At 45.4% G+C, this 19,880-nt stretch carries 25 protein-coding genes and 1 tRNA gene; 15 read left to right on the top strand and 11 right to left on the bottom strand.

What is annotated here, in order from left to right; genetic code table 11:
• Positions 1-70: 70 nt before the first annotated feature.
• The 3 genes from HUB64_RS20550 to HUB64_RS20540 form a co-directional block, all read right to left on the bottom strand.
• Entirely contained in the window at positions 71-928 is an 858-nt protein-coding gene (locus tag HUB64_RS20550; RefSeq protein WP_173497753.1) for a restriction endonuclease, read from the bottom strand.
• A 156-nt stretch (positions 929-1,084) separates the two neighbouring features.
• Positions 1,085-1,963: a hypothetical protein gene (locus tag HUB64_RS20545; protein WP_173497752.1), complete on the bottom strand. Its 879-nt coding sequence runs from the start codon at positions 1,961-1,963 to the stop codon at positions 1,085-1,087.
• Between the two features lie 217 nt (positions 1,964-2,180).
• Entirely contained in the window at positions 2,181-2,951 is a 771-nt protein-coding gene (locus HUB64_RS20540; RefSeq protein ID WP_173497751.1) for a restriction endonuclease, read from the bottom strand.
• A 687-nt stretch (positions 2,952-3,638) separates the two neighbouring features.
• Here HUB64_RS20540 and HUB64_RS20535 point away from each other — a divergent pair.
• The 14 genes from HUB64_RS20535 (at position 3,639) to HUB64_RS20470 (ending at position 9,165) form a co-directional block, all read left to right on the top strand.
• Entirely contained in the window at positions 3,639-4,001 is a 363-nt protein-coding gene (locus HUB64_RS20535) for a hypothetical protein (protein ID WP_173497950.1), read from the top strand.
• Positions 4,002-4,141: 140 nt separating this feature from the next.
• Complete coding sequence (locus tag HUB64_RS20530; protein ID WP_012197008.1) at positions 4,142-4,489, top strand: hypothetical protein; 348 nt, start codon at positions 4,142-4,144, stop codon at positions 4,487-4,489.
• 36 nt (positions 4,490-4,525) lie between these two features.
• Positions 4,526-4,690 carry a hypothetical protein gene (locus HUB64_RS20525; protein ID WP_006083880.1) on the top strand — a complete coding sequence of 55 codons (165 nt, stop codon included), beginning with the start codon at positions 4,526-4,528 and terminating at the stop codon, positions 4,688-4,690.
• Positions 4,691-4,700: 10 nt separating this feature from the next.
• A complete protein-coding gene (locus tag HUB64_RS20520; protein WP_173497750.1) occupies positions 4,701-5,030 on the top strand; it encodes a hypothetical protein in 330 nt (109 codons plus the stop codon).
• Positions 5,027-5,677, top strand: a complete 651-nt coding sequence (locus tag HUB64_RS20515) for a hypothetical protein (protein ID WP_173497749.1) — start codon at positions 5,027-5,029, stop codon at positions 5,675-5,677. Before HUB64_RS20520 ends, HUB64_RS20515 begins: the two co-directional genes overlap by 4 nt.
• Entirely contained in the window at positions 5,674-5,952 is a 279-nt protein-coding gene (locus HUB64_RS20510) for a hypothetical protein (protein ID WP_173497748.1), read from the top strand. The genes HUB64_RS20515 and HUB64_RS20510 overlap by 4 nt, the downstream gene beginning before the upstream one ends.
• Positions 5,953-6,231 (top strand): hypothetical protein, encoded by a 279-nt coding sequence (locus HUB64_RS20505; protein WP_168825293.1) that lies wholly within the window; start codon positions 5,953-5,955, stop codon positions 6,229-6,231.
• A complete protein-coding gene (locus HUB64_RS20500) occupies positions 6,228-6,458 on the top strand; it encodes a hypothetical protein (RefSeq protein ID WP_012089043.1) in 231 nt (76 codons plus the stop codon). Before HUB64_RS20505 ends, HUB64_RS20500 begins: the two co-directional genes overlap by 4 nt.
• Positions 6,455-6,775 (top strand): hypothetical protein, encoded by a 321-nt coding sequence (locus tag HUB64_RS20495; protein ID WP_173497747.1) that lies wholly within the window; start codon positions 6,455-6,457, stop codon positions 6,773-6,775. Before HUB64_RS20500 ends, HUB64_RS20495 begins: the two co-directional genes overlap by 4 nt.
• On the top strand, positions 6,772-7,086 hold the full coding sequence (locus tag HUB64_RS20490; RefSeq protein ID WP_113941495.1) for a hypothetical protein: 315 nt from the start codon (positions 6,772-6,774) through the stop codon (positions 7,084-7,086). Before HUB64_RS20495 ends, HUB64_RS20490 begins: the two co-directional genes overlap by 4 nt.
• A 178-nt stretch (positions 7,087-7,264) precedes the next feature.
• Complete coding sequence (locus tag HUB64_RS20485; protein WP_173497746.1) at positions 7,265-7,573, top strand: hypothetical protein; 309 nt, start codon at positions 7,265-7,267, stop codon at positions 7,571-7,573.
• 14 nt (positions 7,574-7,587) lie between these two features.
• Entirely contained in the window at positions 7,588-7,746 is a 159-nt protein-coding gene (locus HUB64_RS20480; protein ID WP_173497745.1) for a hypothetical protein, read from the top strand.
• A 1-nt stretch (position 7,747) separates the two neighbouring features.
• Positions 7,748-7,975, top strand: a complete 228-nt coding sequence (locus HUB64_RS20475; protein WP_173497744.1) for a hypothetical protein — start codon at positions 7,748-7,750, stop codon at positions 7,973-7,975.
• A gap of 5 nt (positions 7,976-7,980) precedes the next feature.
• A complete protein-coding gene (locus HUB64_RS20470; RefSeq protein ID WP_173497743.1) occupies positions 7,981-9,165 on the top strand; it encodes a recombinase in 1,185 nt (394 codons plus the stop codon).
• Positions 9,166-9,314: 149 nt separating this feature from the next.
• On the opposite strand, the gene HUB64_RS20465 is transcribed toward HUB64_RS20470, so the two are convergent.
• A tRNA-Pro gene (locus HUB64_RS20465) sits at positions 9,315-9,391 on the bottom strand.
• Positions 9,392-9,702: 311 nt separating this feature from the next.
• The gene (locus HUB64_RS20460) at positions 9,703-11,232 is read right to left on the bottom strand and encodes a carboxylesterase (RefSeq protein ID WP_028759661.1); all 1,530 of its coding nucleotides are present in this window, start codon (positions 11,230-11,232) and stop codon (positions 9,703-9,705) included.
• A 225-nt stretch (positions 11,233-11,457) separates the two neighbouring features.
• Here HUB64_RS20460 and HUB64_RS20455 point away from each other — a divergent pair, with 225 nt between their 5' ends.
• Positions 11,458-11,958 carry a hypothetical protein gene (locus HUB64_RS20455; protein ID WP_173497742.1) on the top strand — a complete coding sequence of 167 codons (501 nt, stop codon included), beginning with the start codon at positions 11,458-11,460 and terminating at the stop codon, positions 11,956-11,958.
• Between the two features lie 117 nt (positions 11,959-12,075).
• On the opposite strand, the gene nadE is transcribed toward HUB64_RS20455, so the two are convergent.
• From nadE to htpG, 6 genes are all read right to left on the bottom strand, one after another.
• Positions 12,076-12,906, bottom strand: a complete 831-nt coding sequence (nadE, locus tag HUB64_RS20450; protein ID WP_168825281.1) for an ammonia-dependent NAD(+) synthetase — start codon at positions 12,904-12,906, stop codon at positions 12,076-12,078.
• A 201-nt stretch (positions 12,907-13,107) separates the two neighbouring features.
• Positions 13,108-14,412: an inosine/guanosine kinase gene (locus HUB64_RS20445; protein ID WP_028759658.1), complete on the bottom strand. Its 1,305-nt coding sequence runs from the start codon at positions 14,410-14,412 to the stop codon at positions 13,108-13,110.
• Between the two features lie 411 nt (positions 14,413-14,823).
• The gene (hemH, locus tag HUB64_RS20440) at positions 14,824-15,843 is read right to left on the bottom strand and encodes a ferrochelatase (RefSeq protein ID WP_173497741.1); all 1,020 of its coding nucleotides are present in this window, start codon (positions 15,841-15,843) and stop codon (positions 14,824-14,826) included.
• Positions 15,844-15,955: 112 nt separating this feature from the next.
• A complete protein-coding gene (gene adk, locus HUB64_RS20435) occupies positions 15,956-16,600 on the bottom strand; it encodes an adenylate kinase (RefSeq protein WP_028759655.1) in 645 nt (214 codons plus the stop codon).
• Positions 16,601-16,740: 140 nt separating this feature from the next.
• A complete protein-coding gene (locus HUB64_RS20430; protein WP_173497740.1) occupies positions 16,741-17,604 on the bottom strand; it encodes a tetratricopeptide repeat protein in 864 nt (287 codons plus the stop codon).
• Positions 17,605-17,788: 184 nt separating this feature from the next.
• Entirely contained in the window at positions 17,789-19,702 is a 1,914-nt protein-coding gene (gene htpG / locus HUB64_RS20425) for a molecular chaperone HtpG (RefSeq protein ID WP_028759653.1), read from the bottom strand.
• Positions 19,703-19,880: the final 178 nt, after the last annotated feature.

The following is a 19,880-nucleotide window of genomic DNA, read 5'->3' as shown; positions in this document are numbered from 1 at the left end:
CTTAAGCGGAAATAAATAGTTGGTTAAAATGTGAAGCGAAGCGGAACCTAACCAACTGTTTATGTTCCTTTTAAAATGCTTTGTATATGCCTGTACTATCAACCGTTTTTTTGAAAAGGAATACCTCTCCCGTTAGCACATCTTTTAGAACAGCTTTTGCTGTAAGCTTAAGGTTTATATGATTTTGGGTTTTATAAGTGTGTGTATCATACGTAAAATCAATATATTCTAGCTTCCATGGCTTGGTATTTGAGTTAGGCACATGGAAATAACCATCCTCGAATTCAAACTTATGCTTTAAACTCTGTGAATCTTCTGGACTTCTAGGTAGTTTATTTTCAAAATCTAGTATTGTTCCAATTAAATTGAAGTTACTATCCAATACCTTAATCTCATCATTTCTACCATCAAAACTAAAAGAATCACCTTCCTTAAATTCTGTATTCTCCAACACCCACTTAAGATCAAATTTAGGTGATACCTGAACATTATCTATATATAGTATATTACCGTTCACAATAATACTTTCTATTCCACCCTCTGGATTCAGTTCACTATCAGTAGGTACTTGCACTGTCTTTAAAGCGATCCTCTGAAATTCTGCAAACTTAATAGCACCAGTTTGGTACCCCTTCGTTGTTACAAATATACCTTTCACATTTCCAATATCATCTAAAGCAGCTGAAAAATCTCTAATTCGTCCAACTGAAACAGCTGATTTATAATCTTTACATTCAATTGCGACTTGAATGGTTTCACCTGCTAATTTGAATGACCAATAAACATCTATTTGATGTTCCTGACCTGAACGCCCTTTCAAGCTAACATCATGTTTAACAGAAATAGATTCAACACTATCTTGCTCGAGTATTTCTTCATATATAGCTTTTACGAGAAGTTCGAATTGTTTTCCATCTTTTTTGGTCAATTTTTTCTCCATTTTTATTAAAGGACACAAATATCAACTGGCATATAACACAGCATTAAGGTGTGAGCAACACTATCACGAAATACCACCTTAAACGCAAAACCCAACGATAACATCAAAAATGCCAAACGTTGGGAATCACTCTTCAATGCTTTGTTAGCTGTTGGCGAATACTTTTTCTGCTATAGCTCGTAACTTCTCTACCCTATTGACTGTTCTGTAGAAAAAGTAGTTATCAAACGTTATTTTCCTTTCTAGAATGGTATTTTTTTCACCATTGAAGCTTTCGGTAATAACCTGAGTAAACTGATGATATGGCTCATCATTACGAATTGATTTTATATGATCCGTAAAGTACATGTTGATAAATTTATTTTTTCTATCGCCTTTAGGTATAACCTGTCCTTTAACTACTTCAAACCAATTACTTTTTTTCTGAATTTCACTTGCTATAACGTTGCTTTCTAGACGATATAGGAACTGATAATTCAAACATTGGTTATGAGCCAAATAGAGTAATGCATAAGGTAAATTGAACTTATTAACATACCTAAAATATATACCTTCTGACTCGGAAAATGTTTTCAACACTTTCTCAAATAAAGTGTCACTTAAGTTTACGTCACTTATCGACCTTGCAAAAGAATGTACCGTCTCTGCATGTTCTAAAAGAATTTCTGTAAGTTCATTGGATACCACGCCTTTTTCTCGTTTTTGTGTGCCCGAAAAACTAGAAGGCTTAGCAAAAGGGCAATCCTCATAAGCTCTTTGATCAAATTCAAGGAAACCTTTTATCTTACTTGGGTAATGTCTTCCATGTGTCTTCTGCTTCGTCCCATCTTCTTCATACTTTTTGTCAATGTATAGGTTGACTACTGTTATTGGGTTACCACATCCAGGACAATATGCAAAGTAACGCTTTTCAGTACCGATAGTTTGATAAAATGGAGGCCTTTTTTCCGTATCACGCTCAAATGATGCCACGGACAACTCGGTAAACTGTTTGGACTCTGGATCGCATGTATAGTACTTCATCAAGCTCCCTTAAATTATAACAAAACCTCTGGCGGTTAATGGTAAGAAGCCAAATAGCCTTTAACCATTTAGCTTATCAAATTTAATTAATTATCATAAGCTTATATAACAAAAATGTGATTCAAAGACAGCTGAAGCCCAGCACAGTTGGCACGTAATTGCCGAAGCAATTTGAGTGACAGGTTTGACAGTCCGTTGCTGCTTGTTAGCTTCATTTTTACTTGTAATTCTTTTCTAAGAACATCGGAGGAAGATCCTCATTAAAAACATTAAGGGCTCTTGCTATATATTCTGCATCACAAAGATCAACCTCAAAACCAGATTTAGAGATATGAGGTGATGCCGCCCTTTCTAATGCAGGCTTTGTGAATTCTGAGGAAGTTACTAAGTAAGCCTTTTTAATTCCTTTGGCAAGCTGCACCCCGAGTAAACGATCAACAACACCAATACTTACTTTATTCTTATAGCGTTTACATTCCACTATTGCTTGTTCGTTATTAGACTTTTGGAGTAGATAGATATCAACTCCACCATCCCTTGTTTCTTTAGTAATTCTGACATCCCATCCTAGCGACTTGAATATGCTTGCTATAAGCATTTCAAACTGCTTTGGTGTAACACTATGTATGTCCGAATAACGCCGTTTTAGATGCGTAGCAATTTCTTCAATGGCTAATCTGGGATCAGATATTTCAAAGCTTCGAAGTCCTCGATAAGTCACCCACCTAGTAGAGTTAACGGAAGGAAGTTGGGTATGCCAAGACTTCCATTTACGCTTAACCCAGCCACATTTTTGACATTTCGCTTCTGAATAAGCATCTGTATCTATACTGAAATCTTGATCCTCGGGAATTATTAACTCTCTACTCCATCCGAGTTCATTAGAACAATATATGCAAGTGAGATTATTTTCCCAGTGATTTATGTCTATATAAGATTGATCAAGCCAATCTCTCCAAACGAATAGATTAGGTTTATTTGTATCCATAAATAGTCTACATACTGAAGGGGCTAACGTCTTAGTATTTATGCGCTGCGCTGTTTGCAGGGCATAAATCGCTTGAACATTTTTTAGTACGCATGCACTTTTACCTTATTTAGACCAGTGAGAACGCGCACAGTTAACTATTTGTATACAAAGAACTTATCAGCTTTTTATCAAATATACCATCCGGAAAAACACGCATGCGCGTTTTCCAAACCTATTAACTAATTTGGGGGAAGTATATCCACATGATTTTATAGGCTTTATCAATTTCAGGTTGGAAAATCGCGCAAAAAAATGAGTTAAAAAACACTCAAAAGTATCTAAATTTAAATACGACTGAATACCCATACATTGCTAGTCGCGTTACAGTAGGGCCAAACATTAGGCAAATAGGTGAGAATTTGTAGGGCAACACGTGAGGGAATTTTCAATTGTTCTAACGAGCCAAAACACTTTTGTGACATAAAAGGGCAATCTGCCTCATCTATTAAAATGGCTTTACCTAACATCACCATAAATCCTCTTTAGCTCAATACCTTACTTTACATAAACACTCGTACAAAAAGCCATCAAATCAAAATCAACTAAACTTTAGTCAAGTTTTTTAAACCAATTAACTTGACTCATAAGTCAAGTTATCTTAACTTTGCACTTGTACTCAATAAACCCACTACCGAGGACAAGGAAATGATTCTAGCGAAAGTTCACACCACACCTAAGCAACGCGATGAGTTTCGTCTACTGGTTGCAATACGTTTTGCCTGCTTGATGGCGCTGGCCAAGGGCCACACCGACCCAATGGATTGCCCACGGGTGCAAGTCCGTTGCGCCGAGCTGGTCAAGCATTTTGCTTATCACCAACCCAGCGCCGCCTTTTACCGCCAGTTCATTCGCCACACGGGCGAACTCGGGCTCAATTTCAGCCTGCGCTTTACCGAGCCCCAACAAGGTTTGTACGGCAAGGTGATGGTGTGGCGTAACGACTCGCAAACCGTCACTAATGTGCATCCGCTGCACACGATGACGACAGCCGCGCCCGTCGGCCACTAACGCAGTAGAGCCATAGAGCCACCGCGAACATTCACGATTTAGGCTATCTAGACAAAGCAGCCAAGGCAAAGCAACCAAGGGGTGATGGTCCATATCCCTGTAACGATAACGGCGACAGTTTCACCTTGTTGGAGGCAATTATGTTTTTTGTTTACGGCGTGTCCATGACCTTAGCGAAAAATCAAGCGGCCAAAAAGTGCAGCACCTCAGTAGGTGCGCACCCTAACCGCCGTCAACTGAGCCCCGACGAGTACCAAGCTAAGTTGGATGAGATGGCGCAGCACTTGTTTGAAACCATGAAGCCACAACGACTGTCGCATTCGTTATCGACGCCCGCGCTGTGCCAGCAATACATCGTTTTAGCCATGACCCAAGAAGCCCACCGCGATGTGCATATTCGCTATCACAAGCTTTCGGACAAGGTGAACCCCAAAACCAAGAAACCCATCATCAATCTGGTGGTGTTTAACGGCGAAGCCGCAGCTTAGCCCTGCGGTGTGTGATGACGAGAGAAGGAAAGCAGCATGTTAACTGATGACAAACCGCTACACAGCGATATCAAAATCGGCGTTGGCCATATCGTCGCGTTTAAGGAAGGTTGGATGTTGCCCGGTGGCAAGTTTACCACCGACCGCACTGTCGCCATTCGTGCCGCCAAAGGTCTGCACCGTTTCTTGGTTAGAAGATAAGGAAATCAACATGAGCCAATTTGACTACATCAAACAGCATTACGCTGTTCCAGCCGAAATAGGCCGCTTAGTTAAAGTGAATGGCCGCGCTGGCGTGATCATCAAAGATTGCGGCCATCACCTTGGCGTTAACTTTGACGACGATAAGCCAGGCGTTATTCGTCATTGCCACCCAACTTGGGAGGTTGAATACGGTGGCATTGGCAGTATCCGCAAAACAACTAAGTCACAGCAGCGCTATAAGCGTTATTTAGAGTACGGCGACGGCTTTAAAAATTTTATCGAGTTTTGCTACTGGGACGCAAGCCCTGAGCACGAATGGAACAGAGGTGAAGCATGAAACAGCGCCCTATTATCTTCAACACCGAAATGGTGCGCGCCATCCTTGATGGCCGTAAAACACAGACGCGCAGAATGTTTAAAGCTCAGCCGCATGATGATTGGGCGCCATTTTCTAGAAATGCCGAATGGTATACACCGACAGTCATTGATAAGCACGGATTCTATCAACCAGCCAATGATGAGGTTTTTGGTGTTAACGATGAAGATTGCGCGTTTGTTTCGCCGTTCGGCACGCTTGGTGATCAGCTGTGGGTCCGTGAGGCAATGACCAAAGCACACTGGCCTGATTTGCATTATGTCTGTGGTGGATTAACGGCAGGCACGGGTGATGAAGACTTTGATTATCATGGCGCTGAGTATCGCGGGTTTATTCCGTCTATCCACATGCCACGCTGGGCGGCGCGCATTTTGCTGGAAGTCACCGCCGTTCGGGTTGAGCGATTAAATGAGATCTCAGAAGACGATGCCATAAAAGAGGGGTTTGATCATTCATGCTCTGCCGCGGCGAAATCGACGGGCTGGTATGAGAAGCCACGGGCGGCATTCCTGCGCACTTGGGAGCAAATCTATCACAACGTTGATGCTAACCCGTGGGTGTGGGTGATCGAGTTCAGGGTGATCAGTACCACAGGCGGTGCAGCATGAACCACTTACTCCCGGGCTTTGAATCACAAGAGCGCGTTGCGTTATTGCTGTCGCTCACCCGCATTAGTTCACCCGAGGTGATTGCTGCGTTAACGCTGCATTACACCAACGCCCTGCCCGCCGAACGCGCAGCTGCTCGCCACGGTATTGAACTGTCGAACTTTATGCGCGGGCAAAAGAAGCTAGAGCAAATCGCCGCCACGGTCGAGGCCATTAAGGCCATCGACTGGGCCAAGCTGCAATCAAACCCTTTGCAACCGAAGCAGGTGGCCTAAATGACTCAATCAGCGGCGTTTCGCCATCTGCTAAATCATTACCGCAGCCATAAGTTGAGCCTGTTACTCAAGGCCACAACGGGCGACAGCATCAAAATCGCGCTAGCACTCGGCGCGTTAGATTGCCTGTACTGGCAAGCATTGGGCAACGGTTTAACCAACCTCGCCAAGGGCATTAGCCGCACCATAGTGTATTCGTACCGATATCACCCAATGCGCCTGCCCTGCCACCCGCCAGTCAGCCAAACCAGCGACAACCAAAACAAGGAGGCGGCATGAATACGTTCAGCACTAAAGCGGGTGTGGTCACGTTATCTAAGCCCTACTCCACCTTGATGTGCGATCAGCAACAAATCGAAGTGAAGTACACCCCCAACAATTACCACGGCTGGGGCATTTGTAAGTCTTTTAACGCCATCGAGTGCAGCGACTTCGGCCAAGCCGACGCCGAAGTATTCGCACTCAACGCAGAATCAAAACTCAGGATAAAAGGAGAAGCAGCATGAAGTCGATACAAGCAGCAACAGTAGAACGTGAAGAAGGTTATTGGACCCATCCAGATATGCCCGAGTGGGATGAAGGTGTGACCCGTGTGGAGTGTGAAGCATGGGCGGCACGCCAAGGCGGCGAGTTTGTAGCGATTTGGTTTGAACACGATGCGCCTGAAAACTTAATCGAGCGCTACTTTGACGAGGGCGACACCGATATCAGCGATTGGCAACCCGTTTGCGACAAAGCCGGCTCATTCTTGCTGAGTATTCACGACACCGAAGATGGCCCCGTCGCGCTGTTCTTCGCGCCAAAGGACAAGGAAGCAGCATGAAGCAGCTTTCACTATCTGAACGGCTAAAGCAGTTCGCTACAGATCAAGACGACTTATCTCGTCGTGGTGAAAAGAATCTTGCGGCTGAGGCAGCGCAAGAAATTGACACTCTAACAGCTGAGCGCGGCCAGCTGGCGATGCAGGTGGATAAGCTCAAAACTTTCATATCTACACAAGCACTGCCAAACCTATTTGTATTAAGTAATGACTATCCACAGTGCCTAGGAATCGAGAGTGCAATAACTGATGCGAACGAGCTTCTAAAAATTTGCGGCCAAGAAAAAAGCGTAACAAATGGTGGTAAACAATGAAGAAGATGGCAAAGCCTGCTGGGCTAATAGTTTCATGTCCACACTGTGGCGGTGAAAATACGATTTACGCATCAGATCTATACGAAAACGAATTTGTCTGTTCATGGGCGCATTGCGAAAAGGAATTTGCAACGTGTGGCGAGGATGATTTTCATCGTTACATTGAGGATGGTAAGCAATGAGCTGGTCAAATTGTGGTGAGGATAGTAACGGCAGACCCATTGGTTATGCCTTCGAAGCAACCTGTGATCATCCGGGTTGCCACAAACAAATCGACCGCGGCCTTTCTTATGCGTGTGGTGGTATGCATGGCGAAGATGAGATCAGCTGCGAGGGTTATTTCTGTGAAGCACATAGACCAACCTTTGTCGAACATTGCGGCAGTACCCATCAGATTTGCAGTCAATGCACCAAAGCATTAATCGACTCAGGTGAATGGCAAGAAGATGAGGATGAAGGTTGTTTAACACAGGTAAGTGCAGAATGACGATGAATGATCGAATGAATCATCTAATTTCAGAAAACTCAGAACTTAAAGCTAAGGTCGCTGAACTTGAGCAGCAAGTTGCCGTTCTCAGCCAGCGCCCTAAATTCGATTTATCGACAACTGAAGGCCGTGAACAAGCCGTTATCGCTAGATTAGAGATACTAGGAGTCTAAAATGTCCTATAAAAAACCTTCCAAACTAATGAGGGCCAGTGAGTGGTCTGAACGTGAGTTTGCATCTAACTCGGCCCCACAAAATCGCACCATTAAAGGTTGGATTTTACGTGGTGTGATCCGCGGGATCATCGTCGATAACAAGGTGTATGTTTACGAAGACCAACACTTTGGTGTCGCGCCCGCAGTTAGCAGCGCGGTGTCAGAATTAATAGCAGCCTCAAGGTAATTAACATGGTACGCCCTAAAAAGTCGCATAATAAAAATCTGCCTCAGCACCTTAAGTTTGATAGCTCCAAGGGCACTTACCGCTTTACGTTGGTAAATGGTGTTCGCAAAACACTGGGTAAAGACAAGGTGCAGGCAATTCAAATTGCGGTTGAGTACAACCGCATTATGCGACCGACTATTGGCTTAAGTGTGGATCAGTTAATTGAAGCCTCAAGCGAGTCGCCTCTGGCTGATGGCCAGTCCTTTGCCAGCCATGTGGACCGTCTTTTAGAACTGATATTTAAAGAGGAAATGCCAAGTAAACAACTGGCCAGTACCATGCGCAACGATGCCGAACGGGTTAAAGCCTATTTTGCCGAGGTTAGCAGCCAAGAGATTAGCCTAGAGCATATCAACGGCTATTTAAACCAATATCATCCTGATGCCAGCCCCAATGTGCATAACCGTAAGTTGGGATTTTTAGAGAAACTGATTAACTACGCGATCGACCAGTCCATCATGTTAGATAATCCAGCCTCTCGAAAAATGAAAAAGCGTAAAACCAAAGGCAAAGAACGCCAACGCCTAAGCTTTGAAGTGTATCAACGAATCCATGCCGCGGCGCCACTGTGGTTACAAACGGCAATGGACCTTGCTTTGCAATCGACCCAAGCGCGCCTTGAAGTTTCGCGGATTAAATACAGCATTAAAAAACCTAAGGAAGGCCAATGCGGTTGCCTATGGTTTGATGAACCTGTCGATGGCATTTACGGCACCCTATTTATTCACCGCCAAAAGGTAGAAGAAAAAGAAGCCAGCCATGTGGCCATACCGATTGGTGAAGTATTGAAGGCCATTATTGATAAGAGTCGAGACGGGCTACTTTGCCCTTATGTGGTTCATCGCCGACCAGACAAACAGAATAAACAAAGTGTGGCCACAGACCACCGCTATCAGCTTGATCCTAATTACCTTAGCAGAGCCTTTTCGGCGTTGAGGGATGAGTTAGGTCTGTGTGACCATTTAGAAATGAGCCAGCGCCCAACCTTTCACGAGATCCGCGCGCTATCTGCCAGATTGTTTTCTGATATGGGTGTTGACCCTCAAGGTCGGATGGCTCACACCGATGCCAAGTCCACCAAAATCTATGTGCGGGATCACCTGCAATGGACCGAAGTTCCACACGCTGAGATTAAATTCAGCCATTAATAAAACTAAGGCAAAGCACTAATAGGAAAAAGAATTTTTGAATTCCGTTAGTCCCCCATTAGTCCCCCGTTAGTCCACCCTGATATAAACAAGCAGACACAAAAAAGCCCGCAACTGATTAAGATTGCAGGCTTTATTGTTTATGAATTTGGTCGGTATGAGAGGATTCGAACCTCCGACCCCTGACACCCCATGACAGTGCGCTACCGGGCTGCGCTACATACCGAATTTTTAAGTATATTGCATACCTGTGCTGACTTAGCTAAATATAGTTTAGCGATAATCTTTACGGTTTTTGCTCAATTACTTATCACCTAAGATACTGTTTATGGGGTTTATCTTAAGCGAGCCAGAACTGTAGCAATTGCCTCGCAACTGCGCAAGGGCTTCATTACATCTCTTTGATCAACTGCTTAGTTTATGTTCTGAATGACACAATTTTCGTCGATAATGATTGCTCGATACTGATTACGTCCATACTCAAACAGGATTTAGCTGCAGAACAGACATAATGACACCCGTTTACTAAATCATCATTCAATGCGAGTGCATATGGGCGAGTCGGTACTCATCCATGCGCTCGAGTAGATACGGGAAAAATGGATTCCATTTCTGTCGTAACATTTCAGACGCTGACACGCTATACAAGCCGCGCTCTCCGCGCGAAGCTGAGGCTCCGATTTGAATCCTATGTAAATCAGGCTGGATCACCGCGCCATAAAGCCCATCATCTATGCCAAAAGGTAGCGCAACATGGGATAAAGAATACACGCCTGCAGGCCAATATAAATCTAATATCCGCACGTTTTCACTGACCTGAGTGAGCACTTTACCCTGTGCGTCTATATCCTGTGTATCTAAATTCTGTTCATCTAAACCCAGTTCATCTAAACCAAAGTATCGCGCCTGAATCTGCGTGGTTTCATTACTGATATTTTCCACCACAGTGCCACGATAATGTAACTCAGGGTTATTAATGTTCGCCAACAAGCCCGCAAGCGGATCATTGGACACCATCTTGGCATTTACATCGAGTCGGTTCATATCAAACAACACTAACTCATGGCCTTTTTCAGGCAATGTTTGATACAGATTATTCACCACCGCCGCGGTTGAAACGGTTGCATCCACTACCGACTGAAAGGTGAGTATCGACGGAACTTGCGCCCGTTGCTGCGGCGTTAATCCTGCCAATAAACCTTGGTTACGCAGGGCTAATTGATAAACTACATCGCCCGCATTAACCGCAAAAGAGGTGTATTTAAAGGGATCGTACTCTACTTGAATACTGTTCCATTGCAGTTTATCCAGCTCCAACAATCGTCCTATCCAACTCTGCCAGCGTGCGGCCGCCGCAGATGGCGCTAGCCCTATCGCGGGAGAGATAAAAATCATTCCATCATAATCAGGGGCTTTATCATGGCTTATACGTTCTAACTCATGGTTCAGCGCGACGGCGGCACCCGTCGAAAAAGCCACCACAAATAATGGTTTATCTTTCAGAGTTTGCCGCATATGCGCTGTGGCTAAATTAACCGCTGCGGCCAGATCTTGCCAATAAAGCTCAGTCAATCCACTTGGAATCGTGCCATGCCCTGGCAATCTTAAACCGAGCACATGGGCTTTACCTTTAAAGTGCGCCGCCACATTGGATAGAGCATAGGGCGAATCCGACATACCGTGGAGCAGTAATACTCCAAATTCGGCATTAGCCACAGGCCATTCATAACTGCGATTCCAGTTTTGTGGCCAATGGGCAGGATCAGATAAGCTATTTTTGACATAGCGGTTCACTGGAGAAAATTCATTGGCGGGAATCTTCTGTACAACTTTGCGCTCAACTTCGGCGAATAAGCGGTCTTCTAGCGCTAAGTACTCATTAAAATTGGCAAGTTTGGTATTGTAATGGAACTCATTTTTTAGCTCGACCGTATGCCAAAGTGACAGCTCAGGGCGCGCATTAAGAAAATAGATCCCTGTCGCGAGTAACGCCACCACTATGCCAGTACTTGCATACACTGCAGCTAAAAATAGGTGTTTTGTCGAACCTATGATGATGGCCTTCATCGCTGTTCCTACATGAAAATAAAATGTGCAACTAGATTATACGGGTAGATAAAAACATCCTTCAAACGTTTTACCGCGATAAAATCTACTAGTGTAAGCAGTACAATTTAATCACTCCTATTTAGTCACCCCAATTTACTCATCTCGCAATTTTATTAGCCGCATAGGCCTTAATCGGGTTAGGATCGAAAATAGTCTTATTCCAACGAAACTTATACGCTCTCGATGATAATCGGTAATCCACACGCTAGGTTCGCCTACTATCTTCCTACCGCGCCGCTGATACCTGACGGCTGGCATTACACTCAGCCAGATGCTGTCGGGGCTCTCATGGTTCTAAATGGCAATCATTGGCGTAAGATCTTCACTATTATGGCCAAAATAAGTACGGTTGGAGATGATTGGCGCAGCTATCGTGACCAAGTGTTACTTAAGCAAAATGAAATGATCTGCATAGGCGCTATAGATCTGATGGCAAACGCTAAGATTCATCTCATTGCGGGGCAAGTAGCTGCAAATGCTTTAGAGCTCACCATGTCCGTGAACGATTTCGGTGCGCAGCATTTAACTGCCCAAAATAAATCTATAACCGCACTTAAGCTGCCATCTTCGCTAGGACAGCATTTTTTACTCACGCCCTATTTGGATTATCGCCAGTACCCAAACCAACAGATCGCCCTGACACGGCAACACTTAGCAACGCCAGAGCCCCAACACAGTGAATAATTCCATTATGATTGTGGTAACGGCTGTCACCACAGCATTAGTCACCAAATAACAAAGGCATAAAAAAGCACTCGTGAACAGAGTTCAAACGAGTGCATATTCAAGGACGATTCAGGGTTAGTCGTAAATGGTTGGAATAGGCTGACGTTTATGCTGCGTCGCCTTATAAATACCAATCAACTTGTCCTCAACCGCCTTGCCAACGTCTTTACCCTCAAGGAAATCATCGATTTGCGCATAGGTTAAGCCAAGCGCGACTTCATCTTCAAGTAACGGTTTATTGTCTTCTAAATCCGCGGTCGGCGCTTTATAGACTAACGATTCTGGCGCACCAAGATACGCGGCGAGTTGGCGAACTTGGCGTTTGTTAAGACCAAATAATGGCGCTAAATCGCAGGCACCATCGCCCCATTTAGTGTAAAAACCTGTGATATTTTCGGCGCTGTGATCTGTCCCCACCACAAGCCCGCCCACGAGTCCGGCGAGTTCGTATTGCGCTATCATCCGCATACGGGCTTTGACGTTACCCTTCACAAAATCAACCTTCGCCACATCGGGCAAAGGCAATCCAGCTTCGACTAACGCGGCAACGGTAGCGCTGTGCACGCCATCAACACCTTGATGCACATTCACAGTGACCAACTTAGAGGGCTGAATAAACTGACAGGCTAATTGCGCCTCATGCTCATCTTTTTGGATCTGATAGGGTAATCGCACAGCGATAAACTGGTAACCGCCTTGGCCATTTTCTTGGTTTAAACTGTCCACCGCCAACTGACACAAACGCCCAGCAGTAGAAGAATCCACCCCACCGCTGATCCCTAATACCAATGCCTTACTACGCGCTTCTTTTAGTTTGGTTTTAATAAACGCGACACGACGTTGCACTTCGAACTCAGGCTCTATGGCCGTGAGTACCTTCATTTCTCTTAAGATTTGCGCTTTCACCGAAAATTCCACCTTAAATTATCGCTGTATTTGGACTACCTGAACCCGACTAACGTTAACATTTATTCGCAACTGCCTGTAGTTAAAATTAATGCTTAGTTAATTGATTATTGATAAACGCTATAAAAATAAGGGCAACAACGGTTTGCCGTTATTGCCCTAGCGTAAATCAGTTAGCTTAATACCAATACAGCTATCGACTTATCTTTCCCAGTAGGATTCTTCTAAGCTATCTTCGCGCTCAGGTAAACCACGGGATAAACGCGGGCTATGCTGAGCTAAGACTTCATAGGCGACGCGGTTAGCGTACTTACACACTTGAGAGAACGAGGAATAACACAGGCCATCGCGCTTATGTTTACTTGAGCCTGGCACGTTAGTCTTGTGGAAAGTATTGGCCGCCAGATCGTGCAATAACGCCGATAATGCGCCATCGCCAGCGCCATTAGTGTTACCGATTTTTTCAGGGCCGCCCATGTAAGGTGAAATGTGGGCAAACACTTTGATTGGTGTTTCACAGTCACTTTTAAGCTTTGGACGGGAAAATTCATAACGATTAAATTCAGGGATAGCGCCCGGCAACAAGGTGTGCGTCGTTTCGCGTTTTTCTGAGTCCTCGGTATAACCCGCAGTATAAAGCCCGATTGGACCCGCTGTGGTTAATACCATATCGCACCATTCCAAGGCTTTTTCACTGGCAAGCAGAGGATCCCGTGAACCCGTTAAGGCTTCACCTTCGTCTTCATTCATCGCCAAAATGGTGACATGTTCTTTGATGAAGTTTTGCCACCATTGTGGATCTTCTTCAATCAAGAAACGCGTGCCTAAGGTTAATACCACGGGAACTTCGGCGGCTTTTGCATATTCGATAGCGCACATGGCCGCATCGGTAATACGGTCGCCATCACTGGCGCGCATCAAATACGCGGTCAACACTAAGGCTGAACTGCCCTGCACCACGTCTTTATCGATAAATTCAGGTGTGAGTTTATCCATAGCGCCTTTGCTGATAGCAAATGTTCGCTCGCCGCACTCAGAAATCAGGGTAAAACAGCGACCGATAGGACCATCTACAGGTTGTAGAAAGTTAAGGTCGACTTTAGAAGATGTATTACATAAATAGCGGTAGGCGTAACTGCCCACTTCAATATTCTGACTCATAACCCCAAACAGCACTGAACGGTCATCGGCCAGAATAGAATAGTTGTGCACTGTGTTACCAATCGTGCCACCAGCAAATTCATCGCTAATCAAACCATGAATTTTTAACTCAGTGTAGAGTCTGTGGGCCTGTTCATCATTGATCAAGGTAGAATTGCCTTTGGGCAAGCCATAACGGCTCAGCAATTCGTCTTCCACTTTCGCTTCGATATCCACTAAGGTTTGATCAATACCGCTGATATAGGTCGCAAACGGCTGAGGCTGTTGAGTCAGCTGTTCAAGCAGCGGATCTCGGGTTTTAACCGGAAAATAATGTTTAGATTTACGCTGACCGGGAAACTTCATAGTGGCTCTCTTTTCCTGGCATCCATGCTAATTGGCGTCTGCCGAGGCGGTCAAGCCAAGCAGCATCCTAAAAATATTGAGTCTAGGCTAGCGAGACAAAAAAACCACCCCTTAGCCGGAAGGGCGCAGATTCTATCACAAAATCAGTTCGAAGCCAGTGCTCCAATACCCAAACAACCTGAAGATGCAGGATTCAGCGGGAATTTAACGCACTTTAGGCAAGGCGGCTATTTGCAGACCTAGTGGGCTAAGTTAAAAATAGTCAACACAGTATAAAGTGCGTTAAAAAACGCCGGGACGGAGCGCCTAGGGCACTTCACTTCCGTGTTGCATCAATTCAAAAGGTGGCCGACATTCTGTCATTGATGCGCCTTGAATTGAATCACCCTAGGCGCTCTGAAACTCGTATCTTCAGGTGGCTTGGGTATGGGCCCAAGATACCGCTTGTTCTTGGATTAATTGCCGTAATAATTCAATGTGTAACTCATCGTCGTTCAAACAAGGGATAAACCGATAGTCGCTGCCACCCGCATGCAAAAAGGTTTCCTTAGCGCCAATGGAGATTTCTTCTAAGGTTTCGAGGCAATCGGTCGCAAACGCAGGGCAAATCACATCGACACTTTTGATCCCTTGCGCAGGTAACTCGGCCAGTAATTTATCGGCGTAGGGCGTTAACCATTCTTCGCGGCCAAAGCGCGATTGGAAGCACACTTGCCATTGCGACTCGCTCAGCTCAAGTTTTTGCGCCAACAGTTTAGCCGTGACAAAACACTGCTCGCGGTAAGGATCGCCCTCTTTCACATAACGCAGTGGAATACCGTGAAATGACAAGAGCAACTTGTCGGCCTGCCCATGGGTTTTCCAGTGGCGCGTCACACTGTGTGCCAGCGCAGCAATATAAGCGCTATGGTCAAAATAGTCTTTATTAAAGCGAACCTGCGGCATGTCACGCACAGTTTTAAGATAACGGGCAACGGCATCGAACACACTTGCCACCGTCGAGCAGGAATATTGGGGATACAAAGGCAGCACAATAATGCGCTCTGCCCCTTGGTCTTTCAGGCGTTCAAATCCCGCATCGATGGAGGGATTGCCGTAACTCATACCCAGTTCAACCGGGATGGTCTGGTTAAAGGTTGCACTTAAGTCCACCGCCAGTTTTTGTGCTTGGCGCTCACTTATCACCATCAAGGGCGAACCTTCTGGCGTCCACACGCTTTGGTAAAGTTTCGCGACTTTAGCCGGACGGGTGTTGAGGATAATACCGTTCAGCAGCGGTTGCCAAATCCACGGCGATAAATCGACGACACGCGGATCACTTAAAAACTGCCTTAAAAAGCGTTTAACGGCCTTAGGACTAGGTTGATCAGGCGTGCCGAGGTTAACCAATAACACACCAAAAGCAGGGGAAGGATTCAACGTTAGGCTCATGGTTAATGAAGTTCACTTGGAGGCTAACATTGCGATACCCATAAAAAAAGCCTGCATCGGCAGGCTTTTTCTTAATATGAGAACTTGTTCTCGTAAATTAACCTTTATTCGGTTATTTCAACACCCTAGCTAACTGCTCACTCACGGCCGCAACCGATTGAGTACCGTCAAACTTGTTGTATTGAGTTTGGCCAGCGGCAGCCACTTTACCGTAGTATTCAACCAGCGGCTTAGTTTGCTCGTGATAAATCGCGAGGCGTTTACGCACAGTGCTTTCTTCATCATCTGGACGAATAGCTAAATCTTCGCCCGTCACGTCGTCTTTACCTTCCACCTTAGGTGGATTGAAAACCACATGGTAAACACGGCCAGAACCTGGGTGAACACGGCGACCGCTCATGCGCTTAACGATTTCTTCGTCTGGCACGTCGATTTCAATCACGTGATCAATGCTAATACCGTTTGCCGCCATCGCATCCGCCTGTGGGATGGTACGTGGGAAACCGTCTAACAAGAAACCTTTAACACAGTCTTCCTGTGCGATACGCTCTTTAACCAGACCGATGATCAGATCATCAGAAACCAGTTGACCAGCATCCATCACTTTTTTCGCTTCCAAACCCAGTGGAGTACCCGCTTTTACCGCGGCACGTAACATATCACCAGTGGAAATTTGTGGGATACCATACTGTTCCATAATGAACTGGGCCTGGGTACCTTTACCGGCACCTGGGGCGCCCAATAGGATAATGCGCATCTCAAGAGTCCTCTTTTCGCATTGATATTCTTCTTAGGGCGGCGATCTTCGCACATCTGGCCGCCATTGAGAAGGGTTTTAGCTTCGACTTTAGCCTCAGAAACCGCAAATAAACTGCGGTTACTAAGCGATTTTTTTCATTAATAGAGCAAAGTATAGAGCTTACGGCGGTATTGATTGGCTATGGGATTACCTTGGCCAAGTGCCGTTAATACTTCCATAAACACTTGTTTTACTGTGCCATTTTCAGCACCTAAATCTTTACTTAGCACACCGAATAACAGTTCTAATGATTCATCATCGCGGTGGGCAGCATGCAATGCCTTACTCAGCTCGAGTAATAACACTAAATCTGTTGGATTTTGCTCAAACTTTCGCTGCAAATCGCGAATTTCAGGGGTATCCGCCGCATCTAAGGCAAGTGCGAGCTTAGCTTTTAAACTCTGGTAGTAACCATCTTGGTCAGCAAGCCCTACCTTCTCAAGCATGGCTTGTGCTAACACTAATTCGCCCTGCATCAGATACACATCGGCAAGCACTAGACTCACCTCACCCGCTTGATTTGACCCTGTATGTGCTTCTTTAAGCAACACAGCCGCAGTAGCAAGATCCTCTGCACTGACTTGACTCAAGGCGAGCAATGCTTTGGCCTGTGCTAACTGTAACTGCCACATAGGCGGTAAATATTTATCCAGCATAGCCGTGACTTGCGCCGCATCTTGCAGGCCAGCAAAACCATCTACAGGCTGACCTTTATCCAATACTAACGTGGTCGGTAGACTTTGAATGCGAAAGTAATTGGCAATTTCTAATTCGGCTTCACAGTCAACTTTTGCGAGCACGAATCGACCCGCATTTTGCGCGGCAATTTTCTCTAAGGTGTGCAGCATAGCCACACTTTGTTCCTGCGGCTGTGCCCAAAATGCTAACACCACGATCTGTTGCATCGAGGCGTCAACCACTTGCTGAATATTGTCTTTAGTCAGACTGAGGATATTATCCATAGTATTCCCTTAACATTTAAGGCCTCTATCATGGGAGGCCTTATTCTTTTAAAACTAAGCGTTAGAACCAAGTCTTAAAATCGAGTCTTACCGCTAACGGATTGAGTGACAGGCTAGGCGCAAACCACTCTTCCTGCACTAGAAACAATATCGGGGCCGTTCAAAGAAGGGCCCCGATAGTCATTTACTTCATGTTAGCCAGTAACATTTGGTTCATCAGCTTGATAAAGGCCGATGGGTCCGCAAGGCTACCTTTTTCAGATAATTGCGCCTGTTGCAGCAGCAGATTTGACCAATCCGCGAAGGCGGCTTCATCTTGAAGATCATTTAAGCGCGATACTAATGGGTGCGCTGGGTTGATCTCAAATGTCGGCTTCACTTCTGGCACAGGTTGACCCGCAGCTTGCATCAGCTTGATCATCTGAGTCGACATTTCGCCTTCACCCGCCACCACACAGGCTGGGGTATCGGTTAAGCGTGACGTGACTTTCACATCCGCAACGGTTGAGCCTAATGCCGCTTTAATGCGTTCAACTAAAGCTACCGATTCTTGCTCAAGCTTTTCTTGCGCTTCTTTTTCAGATGCATCTTCCAGCTCGCCAAGTTCTAAATCACCACGGGTCACTGAGTGCAGTTGTTTCTCTTTGTACTCAGTTAAGTGGTTGATTAGCCACTCGTCGATACGCTCTGACATCAGTAAGACTTCAATGCCTTTCTTACGTAACAACTCTAAATGTGGGCTGTTAGCAGCGGCTTCATGGCTGTCGGCAACAATGTAATAAATCTTAGTTTGACCTTCTTTCATGCGGCTGATGTAGTCATCGAGTGACACAGTCGGCGCAGCACTGCCCGTGTGGGTCGAGGCAAAACGCAATAAGCCCGCGATACGTTCACGGTTGGCGAAATCTTCCGCAGGCCCTTCTTTCAGCACTTGACCAAATTCAGCCCAGAACTGTTGATATTTTTCCGCATCGTCTTTCGCCAGTTTTTCCAGCATGCCAAGCACACGTTTGGTGATACCAGTACGCATCGCTTTGGTCACGTGGTTATCTTGCAGAATTTCGCGGGATACGTTCAGCGGCAGATCGTTTGAGTCAATTAAGCCCTGCACGAAGCGCAGATAAGATGGCATAAATTGCTCGGCGTCATCCATGATGAACACACGTTGCACAAACAGTTTTAGGCCGTGTTTACGGTCGCGATTCCACATATCCCAAGGCGCTTTTGCAGGAATATACAATAGGTTAGTGTATTCTTGCTTACCTTCTACCCGATTATGACTCCACAGTAGTGCGTCGGTGTAATCGTGGGAAATGTGTTTGTAAAACTCTTGATACTCTTCATCACTGATGTCAGCTTTATTGCGCATCCACAAAGCCGTGGCTTTGTTCATGACTTTCCATTGACCTTCGGTCGCAGGAATTTTTTCGCCATCAGGACCATCACGCTCTGGCGAGCCTTCTTGCCACATTTCGACTGGCACAGAGATATGATCTGAGTATTTAGTGATGATCGAACGCAGGCGCCAATCATCGGCAAATTCTTTTTCTTCATCACGTAGGTGCAGCGTGATTTCAGTACCACGGCTCGCCTTAGTGATGGTATCAACGGTGAAGTTACCCTCGCCTTCTGATTCCCACAATACGGCTTCATCGGCCTTATGACCGGCAGCGCGAGTGCGAACAGTGACTTTTTTAGCCACGATAAAAGCCGAATAGAAACCGACACCGAACTGACCGATTAACTGTGAATCCTTTGAGGATTCGCCCGATAGATTCTTAAAGAAATCAGCGGTGCCTGATTTTGCGATTGTGCCTAAATGCTCAATCACGCCGTCGCGGGTCATACCCACACCGTTGTCTTCGATGGTCACAGTGCCTTTTTCTTTATCGGCACTGATACGGACTCGCAGTTCACCGTCGCCTTCATAGAGTGCGTCATTGGTCAACGCCAGATAACGCAGCTTGTCCGCCGCATCCGCAGCGTTGGAGACCAGTTCACGCAAGAAAATTTCTTTGTTGGAATACAAAGAATGGATCATCAAATGCAACAGCTGTTTGACTTCTGTTTGAAAACCATGAGTTTCTTGTTGTGACATGAAATTTTCCTTTATTTGTTACGCAATTTGGTAAAAGTAACGCTTAGTGTTTACTAAATGGGGCTCCAAATTTGCTTTTCAAGGGCAAGGGCTAAAACGAGGTTCGAATGGCGAAAAATAAGGCGCTTGATGAATACCAAGCGCCTATATATGTGGACTTTCGTGTGCTTTCAACATC

Origin of the sequence: Shewanella sp. ISTPL2 (assembly GCF_013283205.1) — a bacterium.
GTDB classification, from domain to species: domain Bacteria; phylum Pseudomonadota; class Gammaproteobacteria; order Enterobacterales; family Shewanellaceae; genus Shewanella; species Shewanella oncorhynchi.
Note: the sequence above shows the minus strand (reverse complement) of the source record. Positions and strands in the feature narration are given on the sequence as shown.